The 18,791-nt window shown below is 36.1% G+C and carries 10 protein-coding genes; 8 read left to right on the top strand and 2 right to left on the bottom strand.

Annotation, left to right across the window (positions count from 1 at the left end; translation table 11 throughout):
* The first annotated feature begins 43 nt into the window (after nucleotides 1-43).
* From H7F21_RS06115 to H7F21_RS06135, 5 genes are all read left to right on the top strand, one after another.
* Nucleotides 44-2,149: a BNR-4 repeat-containing protein gene (locus H7F21_RS06115; RefSeq protein WP_185788318.1), complete on the top strand. Its 2,106-nt coding sequence runs from the start codon at nucleotides 44-46 to the stop codon at nucleotides 2,147-2,149.
* 149 nt (nucleotides 2,150-2,298) lie between these two features.
* Complete coding sequence (locus H7F21_RS06120; RefSeq protein WP_246431421.1) at nucleotides 2,299-3,663, top strand: family 43 glycosylhydrolase; 1,365 nt, start codon at nucleotides 2,299-2,301, stop codon at nucleotides 3,661-3,663.
* 34 nt (nucleotides 3,664-3,697) lie between these two features.
* Nucleotides 3,698-5,965 carry a glycoside hydrolase family 3 N-terminal domain-containing protein gene (locus tag H7F21_RS06125; RefSeq protein ID WP_185788319.1) on the top strand — a complete coding sequence of 756 codons (2,268 nt, stop codon included), beginning with the start codon at nucleotides 3,698-3,700 and terminating at the stop codon, nucleotides 5,963-5,965.
* A gap of 7 nt (nucleotides 5,966-5,972) precedes the next feature.
* Nucleotides 5,973-7,106, top strand: coding sequence for a glycoside hydrolase family 88/105 protein (locus H7F21_RS06130; protein ID WP_185788320.1), 1,134 nt, complete (start codon nucleotides 5,973-5,975; stop codon nucleotides 7,104-7,106).
* A 74-nt stretch (nucleotides 7,107-7,180) separates the two neighbouring features.
* Nucleotides 7,181-8,923 (top strand): sulfatase family protein, encoded by a 1,743-nt coding sequence (locus tag H7F21_RS06135; RefSeq protein WP_185788321.1) that lies wholly within the window; start codon nucleotides 7,181-7,183, stop codon nucleotides 8,921-8,923.
* Nucleotides 8,924-8,972: 49 nt separating this feature from the next.
* Here the strand turns inward: H7F21_RS06135 and H7F21_RS06140 are convergent, their stop codons facing one another.
* Nucleotides 8,973-9,890, bottom strand: coding sequence for a sugar phosphate isomerase/epimerase family protein (locus tag H7F21_RS06140; protein WP_185788322.1), 918 nt, complete (start codon nucleotides 9,888-9,890; stop codon nucleotides 8,973-8,975).
* Nucleotides 9,891-9,934: 44 nt separating this feature from the next.
* A complete protein-coding gene (locus H7F21_RS06145; protein WP_185788323.1) occupies nucleotides 9,935-10,888 on the bottom strand; it encodes a hypothetical protein in 954 nt (317 codons plus the stop codon).
* Between the two features lie 232 nt (nucleotides 10,889-11,120).
* On the opposite strand from H7F21_RS06145, the gene H7F21_RS06150 reads away from it, so the two are divergent.
* From H7F21_RS06150 to H7F21_RS06160, 3 genes are all read left to right on the top strand, one after another.
* Nucleotides 11,121-14,579, top strand: coding sequence for a glycosyl hydrolase (locus H7F21_RS06150; RefSeq protein ID WP_185788324.1), 3,459 nt, complete (start codon nucleotides 11,121-11,123; stop codon nucleotides 14,577-14,579).
* A gap of 149 nt (nucleotides 14,580-14,728) precedes the next feature.
* Nucleotides 14,729-16,732: a T9SS type A sorting domain-containing protein gene (locus H7F21_RS06155; protein ID WP_185788325.1), complete on the top strand. Its 2,004-nt coding sequence runs from the start codon at nucleotides 14,729-14,731 to the stop codon at nucleotides 16,730-16,732.
* Nucleotides 16,733-16,857: 125 nt separating this feature from the next.
* Nucleotides 16,858-18,774: an ulvan lysase-like protein gene (locus tag H7F21_RS06160; RefSeq protein WP_185788326.1), complete on the top strand. Its 1,917-nt coding sequence runs from the start codon at nucleotides 16,858-16,860 to the stop codon at nucleotides 18,772-18,774.
* Nucleotides 18,775-18,791: the final 17 nt, after the last annotated feature.

An 18,791-nucleotide genomic window follows, 5' to 3' on the forward strand; every position in this document is an offset into this window, starting at 1 on the left:
CAATGCCAGTAAAATTATTACTGGCATTTTTATCTAATAATGTATGAAAAAATTCTACTTAATATGGATACTGTGTTTTTTTTCATTCTTAAATTGGGGACAAGAACAGCAACTTGCAGCCAACTTAGAAGAATTATCAGAAGTAACAGGAGCTGGTGAAGGAGGTTTATTTTTCGCAGGAACTAAAGATGTCAATTATAGATTTTCACAAAGAATTTCACCTCATGGTGATTGTGTAGATGTTGTAAATGGGTATGCATTTGTGACTTGGTATAAAGGCGGAATGGATACGCGTAACTTAATGTTATCAAGAAAAAATTTAAGCGTGCCAAACTCAAGTTGGGTAACCATAGAGTTTCCACATCAACATGTTGGACAAAATGGAGAGCTTTTAAATGGTACAGGCATTAGAGGCGATTCTCACAATACAGCTGCAATAGGAATTAGTACAATAGACAATACAATTCATATCATATACGATATGCACGCATATACTGCAGCAGCTTTGCCTAATGATTTTTTTAATTATTCTGTCTCATTAGCCAATGCTGCATTTGTTCCAGATGCACAGTTTAATTTGAGTTTATTCAACGCTAAACAGAATTATTTAAAGATCGGACAAGATTATGAAAGGATGACTTATCCTATGATTCATAGAGCAGACGATGGAAGTTTAATAGCTCGATATAGAAAAGGAGGTTCTGGTAATGGAGATATTTTGATGGCGCATTACAATGGAACCGGATGGACTAATAATTGGTTATTCCATGACGGGACGTTACCATTACCAAATAGAAACAATATGTATGGAGGTGAACGGTTTTTAAATGGCAAGTTTTATTCTGGGTTTTCAATAAGATACTCTACTAATAATGATGCAAATACCAGCAATGGCTATATGTTAAATAGTGGACTATATTATGCTTACACCAACGGTATACCACAAAATCAGTCAACGCAGTGGTACGATGTAGATGATAATCCAATTTCTTTACCAATAGTAAATAACATAGACCCAAACTTAGATCCTGTACAAATAGCACAGCCGGGAGATGATTACGGCACGGAAACTAATCCAAGAAGCAATAGTGATCCGGCTTGGACTGTTACTGAGAATGGTGCGATTCATTTTGTACAACGCGTTGATAATAGAAACGTACACTATTATAAGTTGGCTACTGATACTAATTTCTCTAGTAATTTAGATGTTTTGATTCCACACCCATCAGTTCGTGGCGAAATATATAGTTATATGAACCATGTTTTTATGGTGGAATTATTAGGTGGTAAAGTAAATATTAAAACCACTTTAGAAGGAGAAAATGACTGGAAAATTATATATACCAATACGGATGCTATAAATTATTCACATTTTGATGCCTTTGTTGAAGGAGATAAATTGTACGTGTATTTAATGGAAAATACGGGTAATAACACACCAGGCGTCGGCGACAAACGTCCATTATATTTTATGGAATTTACCTTGTCCGAAGAGGATGTGACAGATACCACTGATAATATATCGTTGGAAGCAGAGGACTTTACAACAGCATCAACTGATATTAATATAGGTACAAATCCTGTGGCATCAGGTGGTGAATATATAGATTCGTTTTCGTCAAATCAGTTTATTGAGCACGTATTTGAAGTAACTGAAGCAGGGACTTATGATTTTATTCTTTTTGCTGCAAATAGAAATAGAGATGATTCCATCATGGATATTGAAATTAATGAAACCTTGTTCGATGATGTCTTAATTACCCGAACATTTGACTGGAGTGTGTATTTAGAAACCAGAATTCCAGATATTACGCTGAATCTAGGTTTAAATACCGTAAGATTAACACAGCGAAGATCATTATCAAGTGAACCAGATAAAATTGAATTTGAACTAATAGCACCTCTAAGCATTAATGAATTTGACGCTCAAAATATTTCAGTTTACCCAAATCCTAGTCATGGCGTTTTCAATATAAAATCTAAGATTAATAATCTAGAATATAAATTAGTGAGCTTACATGGTCAAGTTTTGGAAAAAGGAAAAGTGTCTCAAAATATAGTAGATTTTTCTAAGATTGCTAAAGGCCTTTATTTTTTAGAGCTATATAATGAAGCGAATAGGCTTTTCAAAAAAATTGTTATTAAATAGAATACAATGTTCAGGTATATCACAACTTTCTTTTTATGTCTTACATTATTTGATTCTTGTAAATAAAACAACAAATAATACAGGATAGGACAGGACGCTTGCCAAAAGGTCAAATCCTATATTTATTCAATTATAAATCCATTAACTATTTGGATCTAAAGTCACAGCGCATGCATTTAAGGTTTTCATTAGTTGTCTTCTTTTTTTTGTATGCTTTTTCGCTTTACGCTCAAAACCCAATAGTACCCAACAAAGGCTTAAACGACCCTCATATTCATATTTTTAATGATACTGCATATGTCTATGCTTCGCATGATAAATCTATAGAAAATAATAAATTTATTATGGAAGATTGGTGGGTGTGGTCCTCACGAGATTTAGTCAATTGGACAAAACGTAGTGTGCTTCATCCAAAAGACACGTATATAGGAAAGGATTATTCAAGATGTTGGGCAACAGATGCAGCCTATAATAACGGAAAGTACTATTGGTATTTTTCCGAGGGTAACGAGCAAACGGGAGTTGTAGTTGGTGACTCTCCTGTTGGGCCATGGAAAGACCCATTAGGGAAACCGTTATTAACGTCAGATTTAACTCCAACCCACGAGTATGACATGTCCATTTTTGAAGAGAATGGAGAACATTATATCTTTTTTGGAGTATGGGATTATTATGTGGCTAAGCTCAATGACGATATGATAAGTTTGGCAGAAAAGCCAAAAAAAATTATCATAAATAACCCACAAGGACCATATAACAGAGACGGAAAAAATAACGTCATGCCAACGGATGATAAACCATTTGTGCATAAGTATAAGGGAAAATACTATTTATCTTGGGGCTGTTTTTATGCCATATCTGATAATTTATACGGCCCTTATGATTATGTAGATACAATTATCAAGGAAAGTAGTTTTGCAAAAAGTTACGATAGTCCAACTTGGCCAAATGGTTTTTTACAAGGTCGTCATGGTAGTTTTTTCGAATGGCACAACCAATCGTATTTTGTGTATTGCGATATTAGCCAGACAGGAAACAGATGGTTTAGGGATTCCTTTATAAGTTATGTCCATTATAAGGATAATGGTGAAATCGCTACCATAAGAGTAGATGGTGTTGGTGTAGGCCGGTATGATGCAAACAATGGTGCTATTGAAGCTGAAGATTTTTTTAAAGCAAATAATGTCCTTAAACTAGAAAATGTAATAGGTGGTTTTTCTATTGAGTCCAATAAAGTCAATAGTTTTGTCACGTATCCAAATATTCAGAATCTAGATAAAAAAAGTAGTATTGAATTCGAGTTTTTATCCAAGATAGATACTGAAATTGAAGTTAGAGAAAGTAATCCAAGCGGGAAACTTTTGGCGACCTGCAAGTTTGAGTCAAACAACACAAAAGCCTTTAAAACTAAAAGTTTCAATACGAAAGAATTGCACAATGGTCAAACCATATGTTTGGTATTTAAAGCAGCTTCAGTTGAAAATTTAAAAATTAATAGATTTAGATTTAAATAAAACAAATACATCCGCTAATATTATTACACCAACAATGAAAAGAAAGTCAATCATATTATTTACAGCTCTAGTAGTATCAGTATTATCTTGTTCTGATTCCGTAGAAAAAGATTATAAAGATGCGTCCTTATCCATAGACGAACGTGTTGAATCTTTGCTTCCGAAGTTATCGCTTGAAGAAAAAGTAGCACAAATGCGAATTTTTCATGCCAATATTGGAGCAAAACCAGATGAAAATGGTAATTTAAAATTGTCTGATAAAGTCATTGAGAAATTAAAATTAGGTATTGCCGGAATCAAAAATCCGGGAGAGCATATTGACCCTTTGGCAGCCGCTAAATTAAATAACGAACTTCAAAAATATATTATTGAAAATAACCGTTGGGGAATTCCAGCGTTGTTTGTTACGGAATCTTATAACGGAGTAGATGCTGAAGGCTGTACCAGATTTGGGCGCCCAATGACATCTGCAGCATCGTTTAATCCTGAGCTTGTACAACGACAATGGGATGTGGTAGGTAGAGAAGCCAGATTAAGAGGCATGCACATGTGTCACTCACCAGAGGCAGATATTGTACGCGACCCTCGATTTGGTCGTATGAGTGAGGCTTTTGGTGAAGATACTTATTTAACAACACAGATGGTTAAAAATGCTATAATCGGTGTACAAGGTAATTACGAAGGTTTAGGAAATAGAACGCATATTGGAGCCGTGGCGAAACATTTTGCAGGTTACGGACAAGTTCTAGGAGGCTCTAATTTTGCAGCTGTAGAGATTTCTGAAAGAACGCTTATAGATGAAATTTATCCACCGTTTGAGGCTGCAGTAAAAGAAGCACGATCTTTGGGTATTATGGCATCACACGGAGATTTAAATGGTGTTGCAAGCCACGGAAACCCAGAATTATTAACAGGTGTGCTACGAGACCAATGGGGATTTGAAGGTTATGTAGTATCAGATTCTAATGACATTGCACGTTTATACTACTTTATGGGAGTGGCAGAGTCGCCAGAAGCTGCAGCACAAATGGGATTAGAAGCAGGGATTGATATTGATTTGTATGCAGAGGATTCCTATTCATATTTACCAGAAATGGTAAAGAAAAATCCAGAGTTAGAAAAACTAATTGACAGATCTGTAAGACGTGTTTTGAGAACAAAATTCATCCTTGGGCTTTTCGATAATCCATATATCGATATAGAAGAAACGAAAAAAGGTGTGCGTGCTGAATCGTCTCTAGAATTAGCAAAAGAGTCAGATTTAGAATCCATTATTTTATTAAAAAATGAAAATAATGCATTACCACTAAGTAAAGATAAGTCGACTAAAATTGCACTATTAGGCCCATTATTAAGTGATGATACTAAAGCGATGTTTGAGTCTGTTTCAGGTTCCAATATTAAATATGTAGCTGAAAAGGGTTTCAACCTCACTAACGAAAAAGGTGGTGCGCCAAAGCTGTTGGAAAAAGATCCAAAAGCTATTGCTAACATGGTCAATATGGCTCGAGGTGCTGATGTAACAATCTTGTTTTTAGGTGGTGATAAGTTTACCGCAAAGGAAGCTTATTTTAGTAACAGCACTAAAGGTGATCGCGCAACTATTGACCCAGTTGGGCCACAAGACGAACTTGTTGAAAAAATCAAAGCCTTAGGAAAACCTGTAATCGTTGTTTTAAAACATCGTCGAACCTTATCTATTAATACAATTGCTAAGGAAGCTGATGCCATTTTAGACACCTGGGATTTAAGTGAATTTGGAGATGAGTCCACAGCAAAAATTATATTTGGAGAGGTGTCACCATCTGGTAAATCACCTGTTACCATTCCGAGGTCTATTGGGCAATTACCGTTTCATTACAGTATGAAGGAGATTAATTATAAAAAAGAATATTTATTTTTAGAAGATGGACCAATTTATCCGTTTGGTCATGGTTTAAGCTATGGTGATTTTAAATATTCGGACATTTCAATTTCTAGTGGAGAAATAACACCAGAGACAGAACTTGAGGTGAGTGTTAAGGTGACCAATGAGGGCAGCATGAAAGCAAAAGAAGTCGTTCAACTATACATTAAAGACGAAATAGGTTCCGTAACAAGACCAGATAAAGAACTCAAAGGTTTCGAAAAAATAGAATTAGACGCTGGCGAAAGTAAAACTGTCATCTTTACGATTACACCTAAAATGTTAGAGTTTACAGGAATTTCAATGGAAAAAGTGTTAGAAGCTGGAGATTATACTGTTAAAATAGGAACTTCATCACAAGAGTATTTAGAAACAACATTTAAATTAAAAAAATAGACTTCAAATGAATAAATCAATCTTAGCAATTGCAACAGCATTAATTCTTTTTACTTGTTCTGAAGCTCAAAAAACAACCTTAGAACAAAAGGATGTTTTTAACGAAACTCAGATTAAAGAATCTATGATTAAGGCCTTAGAATGGCAAGAAGCACATCCTATTTTTGCATTACATCCTTCAGATTGGACCAATGGTGCCTATTACACAGGTGTTGCACGAGCGCATAATACAACAAAAAATATGATGTATATGGCAGCTCTAAAAAATCAAGCCGTAAAGAATAATTGGAATACATTCAAACGCTTGCACCATGCAGATGATGTCGCTATTTCATATAGCTATCTGTATGTTGCTGAGAATGAAAAACGAAGAAATTTTGCAGATTTAGAGCCTACAAAACAATTTTTGGATGCACATCTTTATGAAGATAATAATTGGAAAGATGGAACCAATAAAAGTAAAGAAGACAAAACCATTCTATGGTGGTGGTGCGACGCCCTGTTTATGGCACCACCAGTAATCAATTTATATGCTAAGCAAACAGAGCAGCCAAAGTACTTAGACGAAATGCATAAGTACTATATGGAAACCTATAATAGATTGTACGACAAAGAAGAAAAATTATTCGCAAGAGATATGCGCTTTGTTTGGAAAGGCAATGATAATGATAGAAAAGAACCAAACGGTAAAAAAGTGTTTTGGTCTAGAGGAAATGGCTGGGTAATTGGTGGTTTAGCATTACTGTTAGAAGATATGCCAGAAGATTATGAGCATAGAGGATTCTATGTGAATTTGTTTAAAGAAATGGCTGCTAAAATATTAGAAATTCAGCCAGAAGATGGCTTATGGAGAACAAGTTTATTGAGTCCAGAATCTTACGATCATGGCGAGGTGAGTGGCAGTGGCTTCCACACATTTGCGTTAGCATGGGGAATTAACAATGGTTTGTTAGATAAAAAATATACACCTGCTGTTAAAAAAGCGTGGAAAGCTTTAGCTGCATCTCAACACGAAGATGGTCGCGTAGGATGGGTACAAAACATTGGTGCTTTCCCAGAGCCAGCTTCAGTAGATTCATGGCAAAACTTTGGAACAGGTGCATTTTTATTGGCAGGAAGTGAAATATTGAAGTTAGAATAAATTGAAATCTAAAAAAAGAAAAATAGGATATTGAATTCATTATTATCCTTTTTATTTTTTTCAACTGTTACGATATGAAATTTTTTCAAGCATTACTTATAATATTTGTCTTTTTGGTAGGGTGTCAATCAAAAGATGGGTCCAATGCACAAATTAAAGATGAAGCCACTTTGGAGTTACCCAAACGCCCAAATATACTTTGGTTAGTCACCGAAGATATGGGAGCTTATATTCCGCCTTTTGGAGATACTACCGTTGCAACACCTAACCTGAGTAAATTAGCTGAAGAGGGCGTAATATATCCGAACCTGTATTCTACTTCAGGAGTTTGTGCACCAAGTAGAGCAGCTATAGCAACAGGTATGTATCCATCGAGTATTGGTGCAAACCATATGCGAACTAATTCCTATAACGATGAAATAGGAGTGCCAAAATATGAAGCAATACCGCCGTCTGATGTGAGGATGATAAGTGAATTACTTCGTAAAAAAGGCTATTATTGCTCTAACAATTATAAAACCGATTATCAATTTAAAGCACCAGTTACATCCTGGGACGAGAGTAGTCCCTATGCCCATTGGCGAAATAGAAAGCATAATCAGTCTTTCTTTTCAGTGATTAACTTTACCGAAACACACGAATCGGGTTTGTTTGAGCCGTATGGATTTCGAGAAATTGAAACACGATTGTATCATGCTGGAGATAGCTCTTATAATTGGAAAAATAAAGGAGCTTCGCATGCTAATAATCGTATGATCGAAGAAGAAACACCTGTACATATTCCTAAGGATACTAAGTTTAACATTCCGCCTTACTTAGTAGATAATGAGGTAACCCAACGTGACATGTGGAAACTGTACAATAATATTGCGGAAATGGATAGGCAAGTGGGAGCAGTTTTAAAACAATTGGAAGATGATGGTTTACTTGAGAATACCATTGTGTTTTTTTACGGAGATCATGGAGGGCCATTACCTAGAGAAAAGCGATTGATCTACGATTCAGGTTTAAACACACCTATGATTATTCGATTTCCTGAAAAATTGCAAGCAGGTACCAAAGACAATCAGTTAATTAGTTTTGTAGATTTTGCACCAACTTTATTGTCGCTTATTGGCGAAGAACCAAAATCGTATATGCAAGGCCAATCTTTTTTAGGCGATTATAAAGCTGAGAAACGCAATTATATTCATGCAGCTGCCGACCGTTTTGATGCCGAAACCGATGTCATCAGGGCGGTAAGAGATAAACAGTTTAAATACATAAGAAATTACAGACCAGAACAAGGCTATTATCTGCCCATAACATATAGAGAACGCATTCCGGCTATGCAAGAATTATTGAAACTGCGAGACGAAGGCAAACTCAATGAAGCTCAAAAGCAATGGTTCAGAGACAACAAACCCAAAGAAGAATTATTTGACTGTAAGACAGACCCTTTTGAATTAAATAATTTAGCTGGTAATCCTGAGTATAAAGAAAAGCTTAATGAATTGAGTACAGAAATGGATCGATGGTTAAATGAAATTAAAGATACTCCAAACCTTGAAGAAAGAACACTGGTGGATAGTTTATGGTCCGGAAAAGACAGCAAACCTAAAACTTCAGAACCTATTTTGAATTTTGAAAATGGGAAACTAAGCATCAGTTGCGAAACTGAAGGGTCTTCCATTGGTTATAAAATTATTAAAGATGAAAAAATACCGAAGTCTTGGAGGGTTTATCAAAATCCAATAGAGCTTTCAGAAGGCCAAAAAGTACAAGTTCAAGCACATCGTATAGGTTTTGAGCCGAGCAGAACTATTGAATTCGATTAATCAAAATACCACATAGATTACAGATACCCGTAATGTTGTATAGCAATGGCTAGCTTTTATTGAATTCCATTTTAAACTCCGCTAGCATTTCTTTGATAATCTCCTTAGGGTTACCATCGGATAGGCTTTCAAACGATACATAACCACGAAAATTATGTCGTTTTATCATGGCTGCCATCTTTGCCATGTCGGTAGGTCTTTTCACTTGATTGTGATATACATGTTCTTTAATAAACCAATAATTGGCATAAGGCGCCAATTTTTCTGCCTCAGCATAAGGGTCGCTCGTGGTCCTAAGACCAGAAATATCAAGAATAAGACCGAACCATTCAGAGTCTACGCGTTCAATGATACTGATAACTTCATCTGCCGTAAATAAGAACTCATTATGGTTTTGTAAAGCAGCAATTACACCAACGTCTGCACCATGCTGAGCACAATCTTTAAAGGCATCGACCAACCACGTTTTTACTTGTTCTTTAGTGTATCCTTCAAGTTGGTTTCTCCCTGTAAAAATCCGTAAAATAGAGGAGCCAATGGTAGAAGAAATATCTAGCCAGTCTTTAATCATTTTCAAATCTCGATTTCTTGCTTCTACATCTGCGGTTACGAAATTGTTTCGTATCCCAGTCCAGGAGATGTTAAGACCTAGTTCCAACGCTCGCTTTTTTAAAGCAAAAAGTTCAGATTTTTTTGGGAGTTTGGGATAGGATGAGAAATAGTAAGCGGTCAGATCCACTGCATTGAGACCAATATCCGAAGCAAATTCCATCATATCAAAGAGGTCCATTTCACCACTTCGAAACTCATCATTAAAGGAATAGGCGTTAACGCTGTATTGCAATCGTTTTGAAGATGCAGTTTCAGTTCTTCCTGTAGAAGAAGAAGCACTCCATAATGCAGGAAAAGATAACAGGAGAGGTGCCATTATGAGCTTCTTAATGGCATCTCTCCTGTTGTTTTTCATAATAACTTAATGATTGCTAATTTTAAAGTATTTATAAAATTAGACTAATTATAATCAAGTGTGGTGTTGGCCCATCTAATTTGTGCTCTACCTCCTCTAACACGGTAAGCACCATATCTCATTTTTGATTGCGTACCTCTTTCTGGTTCTGGGATATTCCAATTAAATGCTTCTCCTCCAATTACAGCATTGCAATAATGTATTTTTAAAGCAGGATTACTAGGGTCTTCTCTAAATCCTACTTCTAGTTCAAATGAAACTATTTCGTTTTTATTTACTTGCTTTAGAAAAACAACTTCTCTACCGGTACCTGATCCACCGCGTTCTAAGATGCGTTCTGCATAAATATCGAACGCCACTTGTTTGTCAGCATTAATACCAGTACCGTAAACAGGATGTGCTCTATATAAGCAAATAGCAGGGTCAGGAGAGCCGCCTCCGCCTGTATGTTGCCCTTTAGCCTGTGCTATGTAAGTTCCATCTTGACCAAAAGATCCTGCATCCGCTACTTCAAGGATTCTGAAATCTCCGTTAAATTTAACAAATGACCCTACATTAGCGTTTGCTACGGCTGATGCGCGTTCTATTCGAGGTTGTAAGGTGCCTGGTGCATCCCAGTGATTAGACCCATCAGTAATATTATAAATTCCCCAAGTAGTACCATCAATAATACTTTCTGAGTAATCCGAGTAACAACTTCTATCATCAACCCCACCCACATTAGCAGGATTTTGCACATCTACATTTCTAGTATTGTCGTTTTGAAATTCACCTGAAGATGGACAAGCTAAATCTGTGCTTGTATCTTCATCCTCAGCTACAACTACAGCACTTGGATCTGGGTCTGGATCTGGATCTGGGTCTGGGTCTGGGGTTTCATAAACAATTATGTCTTCAGAGTACACTTCAAGCCCATCTTTTGTACAAGAAGAGAAAGCTACAAAAACGATTAATGCAACAATTGATAAGAGTTTGTATATAAGTTTTGGTTTTTTCATAAGTCAATATAATTTTCAATCAAAGATAAAGCTATTATATGATTCAACTGTTCTGTAGTATCCTGACAGATAAGTATTTCAACATAAGGAAGTTATATTTTTAGTTAACAAGGAAACTTTAATAAATGACTAACGTATATTAAAATAGGTTTTACAAATATTTTCTACATGATTCAGCAGGATACTTTTAATAAAAAAAAACAGTTACTTTATTTTTTAAAAGATTCGTAAAATGAAGATCAAATTTTTCAATTATATTATACTAGTTTCAGTTTTAAGTTGCCAACCTAAAATATCGGAAACTTTAGATGTGAAATCTGAAATTAGTTTTGAAGAATTATCAGAGAATTTCAAATCACCATCAATAAATTACCACCCAGAAACTTGGTTTCATATTAACGGAAATAACATTAGTAAAGAAGGTTTAACCTTAGATTTAGAAGCTATAAAAGCTGCTGGTTTACAAGGTATTCATCTTTTTAATAAAAACGGACGACCATTCCCAAATGTAGATCCCATTAAAATTCTATCACCAGAATGGGAAGACATGATTCGGCATGCAGCAGATGAATGTAAGCGTTTAGGTTTAAAATTCACCATGCAAAATTGTCCAGGTTGGTCCATGACTGGTGGTCCTTGGGTGCCTGTGGAAGAGGCACAACGCGAGGTGGTTGAGTCAGTTTATAGAGTTTCAGGTGGAAAAACCTATAATGAGGTATTAGAATTAGATTCGTTATACACAACACCAGATTATAACTATCAAGATATTCAAGTATTAGCTTTTCCAACACCTGAAGGTGATGATTTAGAACCTTTAAATCCATCAAAAATTGAAACGAATAATAAGATAGTGCCTTGGGAAGCTATCTTCAATCCATATTCTAAGCTAATCGTTACAAGAAAAAACACGTATTTAGATAAGCCTTTAAAGACCTTTAGAACTCAAGGGATTTCAAAAGTAAACGATGCTAATTCTTGGGTGAAAACGGTTTTTGATAATGCAGTGACATTACGCACTATTACCTTTCCGCAACTACGTCATATCATTGTAGGTACGCAATATCCAAAAGTAGATGTAGCTCTTAAAGTTGAAGCCATAATTGATGGCCAACTAAAAACAATTACAACGGTAAAGCTACCTGATGCCAACTGGAACGATCGACGGAAACATCTCACATTAGCAATTCCTGAAACCACATCAAATACATTCGTTTTTACGTTTCAAGGCAATCATAATATTGCGCCAGAATTTGTTCGATTGAGTTCAAATCCAAAACTACATAATCACCAAGCTAAGGCAGCTAAAGTATTGCGTCGTCTTAAAGACGATGTACAAATTGATTATTCCCAAAATACCATAATTAAATCTGAATCGATTATTAACCTCTCTGATAAAATGACTTCCGAAGGCCAATTAATTTGGGACGTTCCCGAAGGCAACTGGACCATTGTACGTTTTGGACATATCAACATGCGATTAACCAATAAACCTGCAGTACCCGAAGCTACGGGTTGGGAATCTAGTAAGTTGGATAAAGTTGCCATTGAAAACCATTTAAGAAACGGCATGATTGGAAACTTAATTAAAGATGGAGGTCCAATTGGTGATGGAAAATTACACGGTTTGTTAATTGATAGCTGGGAAAGCCATGTGCCTACTTGGACTATGAATTCAGAGGATATGTTTGCCGAGTTCGAAAATCGTAGAGGGTATAGCATGAAAACCTATTTGCCTGCTACAATGGGTAATATTGTTGAAAGCCCTGAAATAACGACTAAGTTTTTAAGAGATTTACGTCATACGATGGATGAAGTGTTTATTGATAATTTCTTTAAGCACTTTGCAACGGTTGCGCATGATATGGGAGCGGAAGTGTATACCGAAGGAGCAGGTGGCGAAGTGCTACCTATAGATCCCATGCGGTATTATGGTGTTAGTGATATTCCTATGACTGAGTTTTGGTATCCTAAAGCACCATCGGATCAAAATGAGTATGCGAAGCCTATTTATAATGCTGCATCTGCAGTACACCTATATAATAAGCCAGTTTTGGCTGCTGAAGCTTGCACACAATTGGGTGTGAAATGGAATGAACATCCGTTTTCGGTTAAATATTTAATCGACTATAATTTTACCAAGGGTGTCAATCATTTGGTGTTTCATACCTTTTCGCATACACCACAAACCGATGTATTTCCTGGCTCTAGTTTTGGTGGTAATATTGGTTTTCCTTTAGTGCGTCAACAAACTTGGTGGCCATATATGAAAGATTGGACGGATTATTTAGCTCGAAACCAGTATGTTTTGCAACAAGGTGAATATGTTGCCGATGTATTGAGATACTATGGTGACCATTTTGAGCGACCACCTTTTGACTTGGATGAATTTCCTAATGGTTATCGTTTTGACTATTTAAATGCTGAAATATTACACGATAAGTTGAGTGTTGAAAATGGTAAAATTCATGTTGAGAATGCTGGAGATTACCGTGTTATTACACTAAGAGATTCGCAAAGCATGTTATTATCTACAGCAAAGAAACTTAAAGAATTAGTGTTGGATGGCGCTGTAATTCTAGGAAATAAACCATTGGATTCACCTAGCTTAATGGATGATGAAAATGATTTACAAGAACTAGCTACAATAGCTAACGAATTATGGGGCGCTTCAGAAGAAGGCGTAAAGCAAGTAGGAAAAGGAAAAGTATATTGGGGAAAATCACTTGATGAGGTTCTAGAAGCTGAGCGCATAGAACAAGACGTTATCGTGCCAGAAACATTAGACATTAATTGGATACATCGTGAAACTGCTGATGCTCATATCTACTTTATAGCATCAAATCATGATAGACCAGTCGATGCAACCTTAAGTTTTAGAATAAACGATAGGAATCCACAGATTTGGAATGCTTTTAATGGAGAACAACAAGAAGCAAAAGTTTGGAGTACATCAAATGATAGAACAAATGTGACCTTATCTTTTGCACCAAGTGGCAGTGCAATTGTGGTGTTTTCAAAAGGAGATAAATTGCCTTATGCTTCAAAAGTAACTTTTGATAATGAAGTTATTTTAAATGCGGAAACAGGATGGTACAACATTCATGATACAGAAGATTTTCCGAGTATATTTTGGAAAGACGATAATTTGCTTGCTTCAAAAGCAGGAGTATATACGTTTTATCAAAATGGTAAGAAAACATCTAAAACCATTGTAGTAAATGAGCAATCACTTCAAACCAACTGGCAATTAAATTTTGATGACGGTTGGGATACTCCGAAGTCGATTCAAATTCCAGAATTAAAATCGCTTCCCGAATTAGACAATTATGCTGTTAAGCACTATTCAGGAACTACAACATATTCCAAAACCTTCAATTTACAATCTTCAGGTAAACAAACTATTATCGAATTAGGAGCTGTTTCGGATATAGGAGAGCTTTGGTGTAATGATAAGAAAGTCGGTGTAAAATGGACACCTCCTTTTACTTTTGATATTAGTGAATTTGTGACCAATGGTGAAAATCGATTAGAGATAAAAGTGACCAATACATGGCGTAATCAGCTCATTTTTGATAATCAAAGACCAAAAGGCAAAAAGAAATCTTGGACAACCAATCCACCTAAAAAAAATGAAACTGAATTAGACGGTTCTGGTTTAATCGGACCAGTAGTTATAAAAACACTTAATTAATTGGCTCTTTATTATTCTTTTATACATTTCGTTTATCCTTAAATATTGACTTTAAAAAAAATAAAATGTCATTATGGTTCAATTCAGCATAGTTCAGGATACTTTTTTTAGCTAAATTTAATACCATTAGACAAAAATTAAAAAAAGCTATGAAAAAAATTACGTTTAAGGCCATATTATTTTTGGTTGTTATGTTATGCTCACTAAGCATAACTGCGCAAGACGCACCACCTTCTGATGATATTTTTAGGTTGAGAAATGTAGAGACTGGGCAATTTTTAACTGATGCAGGAGTAAGTGCCACAGCAGTTACTATGACAAATTTAGGTGAAGAAGATCAAAGTACCCATTTTACTTTTGTAGAAAGTGGTGCATTTTATAATATAGATAGTGAAATTTTGGGAATATTACGCGGACCTGGTGCTGGTGGGCCAGGAGGTCCTTATGTTGTTGTTAGTACGGCTACATCTGCACCAGCAGCTGATGCTGATAAAGTGTGGACAATACAACATAACACAACGAATGATACCTATAGATTTCAATCAGGCAATAGTGGTAGATTTATGTATCATGATGCCAACGGAACGGTTACCCATGTTGTTGTTCCGGAAACGGATGATAGAAGTAATTGGGAGCTCATTCCTTTTACAGAAACACCTGTAGAAACAGCTCCGGATGAAGATACAAATCCAGATCTAACTTGTCCTGCTTCAGGTGAATTTGAAAACAATAATACTAGAAATGTAGATATACCGAACTCTGTTAATGTTGGAACTGCTGACGACAGAAGTTGCTATTCCGATTACTCAGAAGTTGATTTATATGGAAAAACTTGGGGTGTTTATAATATTACCGATGGGTCAAACCACTGGGATGCTCCAGGTACCTTACAACCCAGAATAGAGCGTTCTTTACCTAGATCACAAGAAACAGGTGTGGGAAGTTATGCAAGATTCACTGGAGTTTTTAGAATTCTTGAAGTTGGTGATGGTGGCTCTTTTGGCCAAGACGGAAGTTACTTAGCGCAGGCCAAAGGAAAGCATACTGGTGGTGGAGGTCCTCCAGATCCTGCTATCTGTTTATATAGAGCACATCCTGTTTACGGTACAGGTATTAACGCAGACAAGCAAGTGGCGTTCGATATTTATGCCGAACGCATCTTAGAACGCGGTGGATCAGGTAGTGGGAGAGAAGTTGTTTTTCTAAAACAGGTCAATAAAAATGAAGAAATAGATTTTGAGCTAGAGATAGGTTTTAGAGAAGACCCTAATGACCCAGCTTTGAAAATTCATTATTGTGACGCGGTAATTGGAGGAGAAGCATTTAATTGGAATATTCCAGATCCAGAAAGAGGTACAGAATCTGGTATTAGATATGGAGCATATCGTGTAAGAGGAGGTAGAGCGCAAATGAGATGGGCAAATACGACTTATGAGAAAGTTGAAGTTGTAGATAACTCAGGTCCACCACCTAGTGATGACGTTTTTAGATTTAGAAATGTAGCTACAGGCCAATTCTTAACTGATGCAGAAGCGTCAGCTACACCAGTTACGATGACAAATTCTGGTGAACCGCTAAACACACATTGGACATTTGTGCAACAAGGCGCATTTGTAAATATAGATAGTGAAGTTAACGGTATATTACGTGCGCCAGGTTCTGGAGGTCCAGGAGGTCCATATGTAGTTTTAAGCACAGGTACAACTACAAGTTCTGGTGATAAAGTGTGGACTTTACATTATAACGATGTTGATGATACCTATAGATTTGAATCTGGTACTAGCGGTAGATTTATGTATCATGAAATGGATGGAACTGTAACACACATTCCAGTTCCTGAGTCAGATACTAGAAGCGTATGGGAAGCCATACCTACAAGTGAATCTTTAAGTATTGAGGATAATGAATTAAGTGCGACTTCGATAAAAGTATATCCAAACCCGGCAAATAGCGAGTTTACCATAGCATTAAATGACAATGTTAATGCAGAGGTTAAAATATACAATTTGTTAGGAAAGGTAGTTTATCAAGGATTAACTACTAACGGAAAAATTGAAGTTAGAAATAATAGAAATTTAACTTCTGGTTTATACATCGTAACTGCTACAACGGATGATAATAAAACCGTTCAGACTAAACTGATAATAAACTAATATTTATGATTAATTAAAAGAGGCTGTCTTACAAGACGGCCTTTTTTGTTCAAAACTACAGGACAAAACAGGATAGTTTATGTGAGGTGTTTTTTTAAATTACACATATGCAAAACATATACTAAATGAAAAGACGCAACTTTATTCAACTATCAACACTTGCAGGAGTAGGTTTGTCGCTTCCCATGTCTGGATTATTAAATGCTTGTGCTGAGCATCCAGAACATTCTTTAGAATTTAAAAACTTAATCTCAAGTTTATTAAAAGATTGGTCAGATGGCATGTTGAAAGTACAAATCAATAATCCATCAAATATAGATGAACATGGCGCATTAGGTTGTCCGTCTTGTACGCATATCCATGGGCGTTGTATGGATGCTGTGTATCCTTTTTTATATATGGCTGACAAAACAGGAGATGAAAAATATGTTGAAGGGGCTAAGTTAGTTATGCTTTGGGCAGAAAATAATGTGTCTCAAGACAACGGAGCTTGGACGGTTATTAAAAACCCAAAATCTTGGAAAGGCATTACCATTTTTGGAGCCATCGCTTTGGCAGAAGCATTACACTATCATGGTCATGTTTTAGATGAAGTCACACGAACAGCTTGGACGAAGCGACTAGAAAAAGCAGGGCAGTACATTTACTATACATTCACCATTGATTTCACTAATATTAATTATCCTGGGACAGCAGTTTATGGTTTGGATTTAGTAGGAGACGTTGTAAAAAGAGATGATTTTAAAGCAAAGAGTAAAGAACTGGCGGAACAAGTAAAAGCTTATTTTACACCTAATGAAGGATTACTATTTGGCGAATGCAAAAAGAGTTCCAGTAAACTGAGTGAAAAAGGGTTCCATGGCGTAGACTTAGGATATAATGTAGAGGAAACTTTAAACAGTTTGGTCATGTATGCACTTAAAAAGAATGATAAAGAACTACTTGAAATTTTAACCAAATCTTTAAATAGCCATTTAGAGTTTATGTTGCCAGATGGTGGTTGGGATAATAGTTGGGGCAACAGAATGTATAAATGGACGTATTGGGGAAGCAGAACCTGTGATGGCAGTCAACCAGCCTTTGGCATGATGTCGCATATTAACCCAGCATTCGGAACTGCAGCCGTGAAAAACACAGAATTATTACAACGTTGTACAGCAGATGGTTTAATTCATGGCGGACCCGGTTTTATAGAGGCAGGCATTCCACCATGTGTGCATCATACATTTACACATGCAAAACCTTTAGCAGCACTGTTAGACCATTGGGACCATTTACCAGAAATTAATTCAAGTACGAGTTTACCAAGAATGACAGCTGATGGTGTAAAACATTTTAAAGACCTAGATGTTTTTCTATTCGCAAGAGGCGATTGGAGAGGGACTGTAAGTGCTTATGATGCAGAGTATCATTATGAATATGATTATCGTCAGGCTTCAGGTGGAGCATTAGGTCTTTTATATCACAATAAGGTAGGATTGTTGTGTGCTGCGAGTATGGCAGAATATGCTTTGGTTGAAAAGAATAATCAACAACCTCAACCAGGAAAAGATATCTGCTTAACACCCAGAGTTGAGGTTTATAAAGAAGATGTTTGGTACACCAATTTATACGATTTACCAGCAACAATCACTTCAAAAGATGAAAATGGACCGATTGAATTATTAGCTGAAGTTAAGTTGAAAAATGTAGGTCGAGAAGAAGTGACAGAAACGGCCTCTGATTTTGATATTACATACAAGTGTTCTGCGGATATAACACAAATAAAGGTCAGTTCAAAACAAGATATTACTGAGCCAACAGCATTTGTACTGCCTATCGTTTCGCCAAATACCGAAGTTGTTACCAAAATTTCGGATAGAGAAATTACGATTGAAAAACCAGATGGTTTAGTGACCATAAATGCTAACGTGCCTCTAAAAATAAAAGACATTGAAGGCGCTAGAACCTTTAATATGGTGCCTGGTGTTGAAGCCATTCCTTTTGAAATATTCTTTGAAAAAGATGTCAATGAATTGCTTATTTCAATAGCTGTCAGTTAAAATACAGTAAGGTACAG

The organism is Winogradskyella flava, from assembly GCF_014243395.1.
GTDB lineage: Bacteria > Bacteroidota > Bacteroidia > Flavobacteriales > Flavobacteriaceae > Winogradskyella > Winogradskyella flava.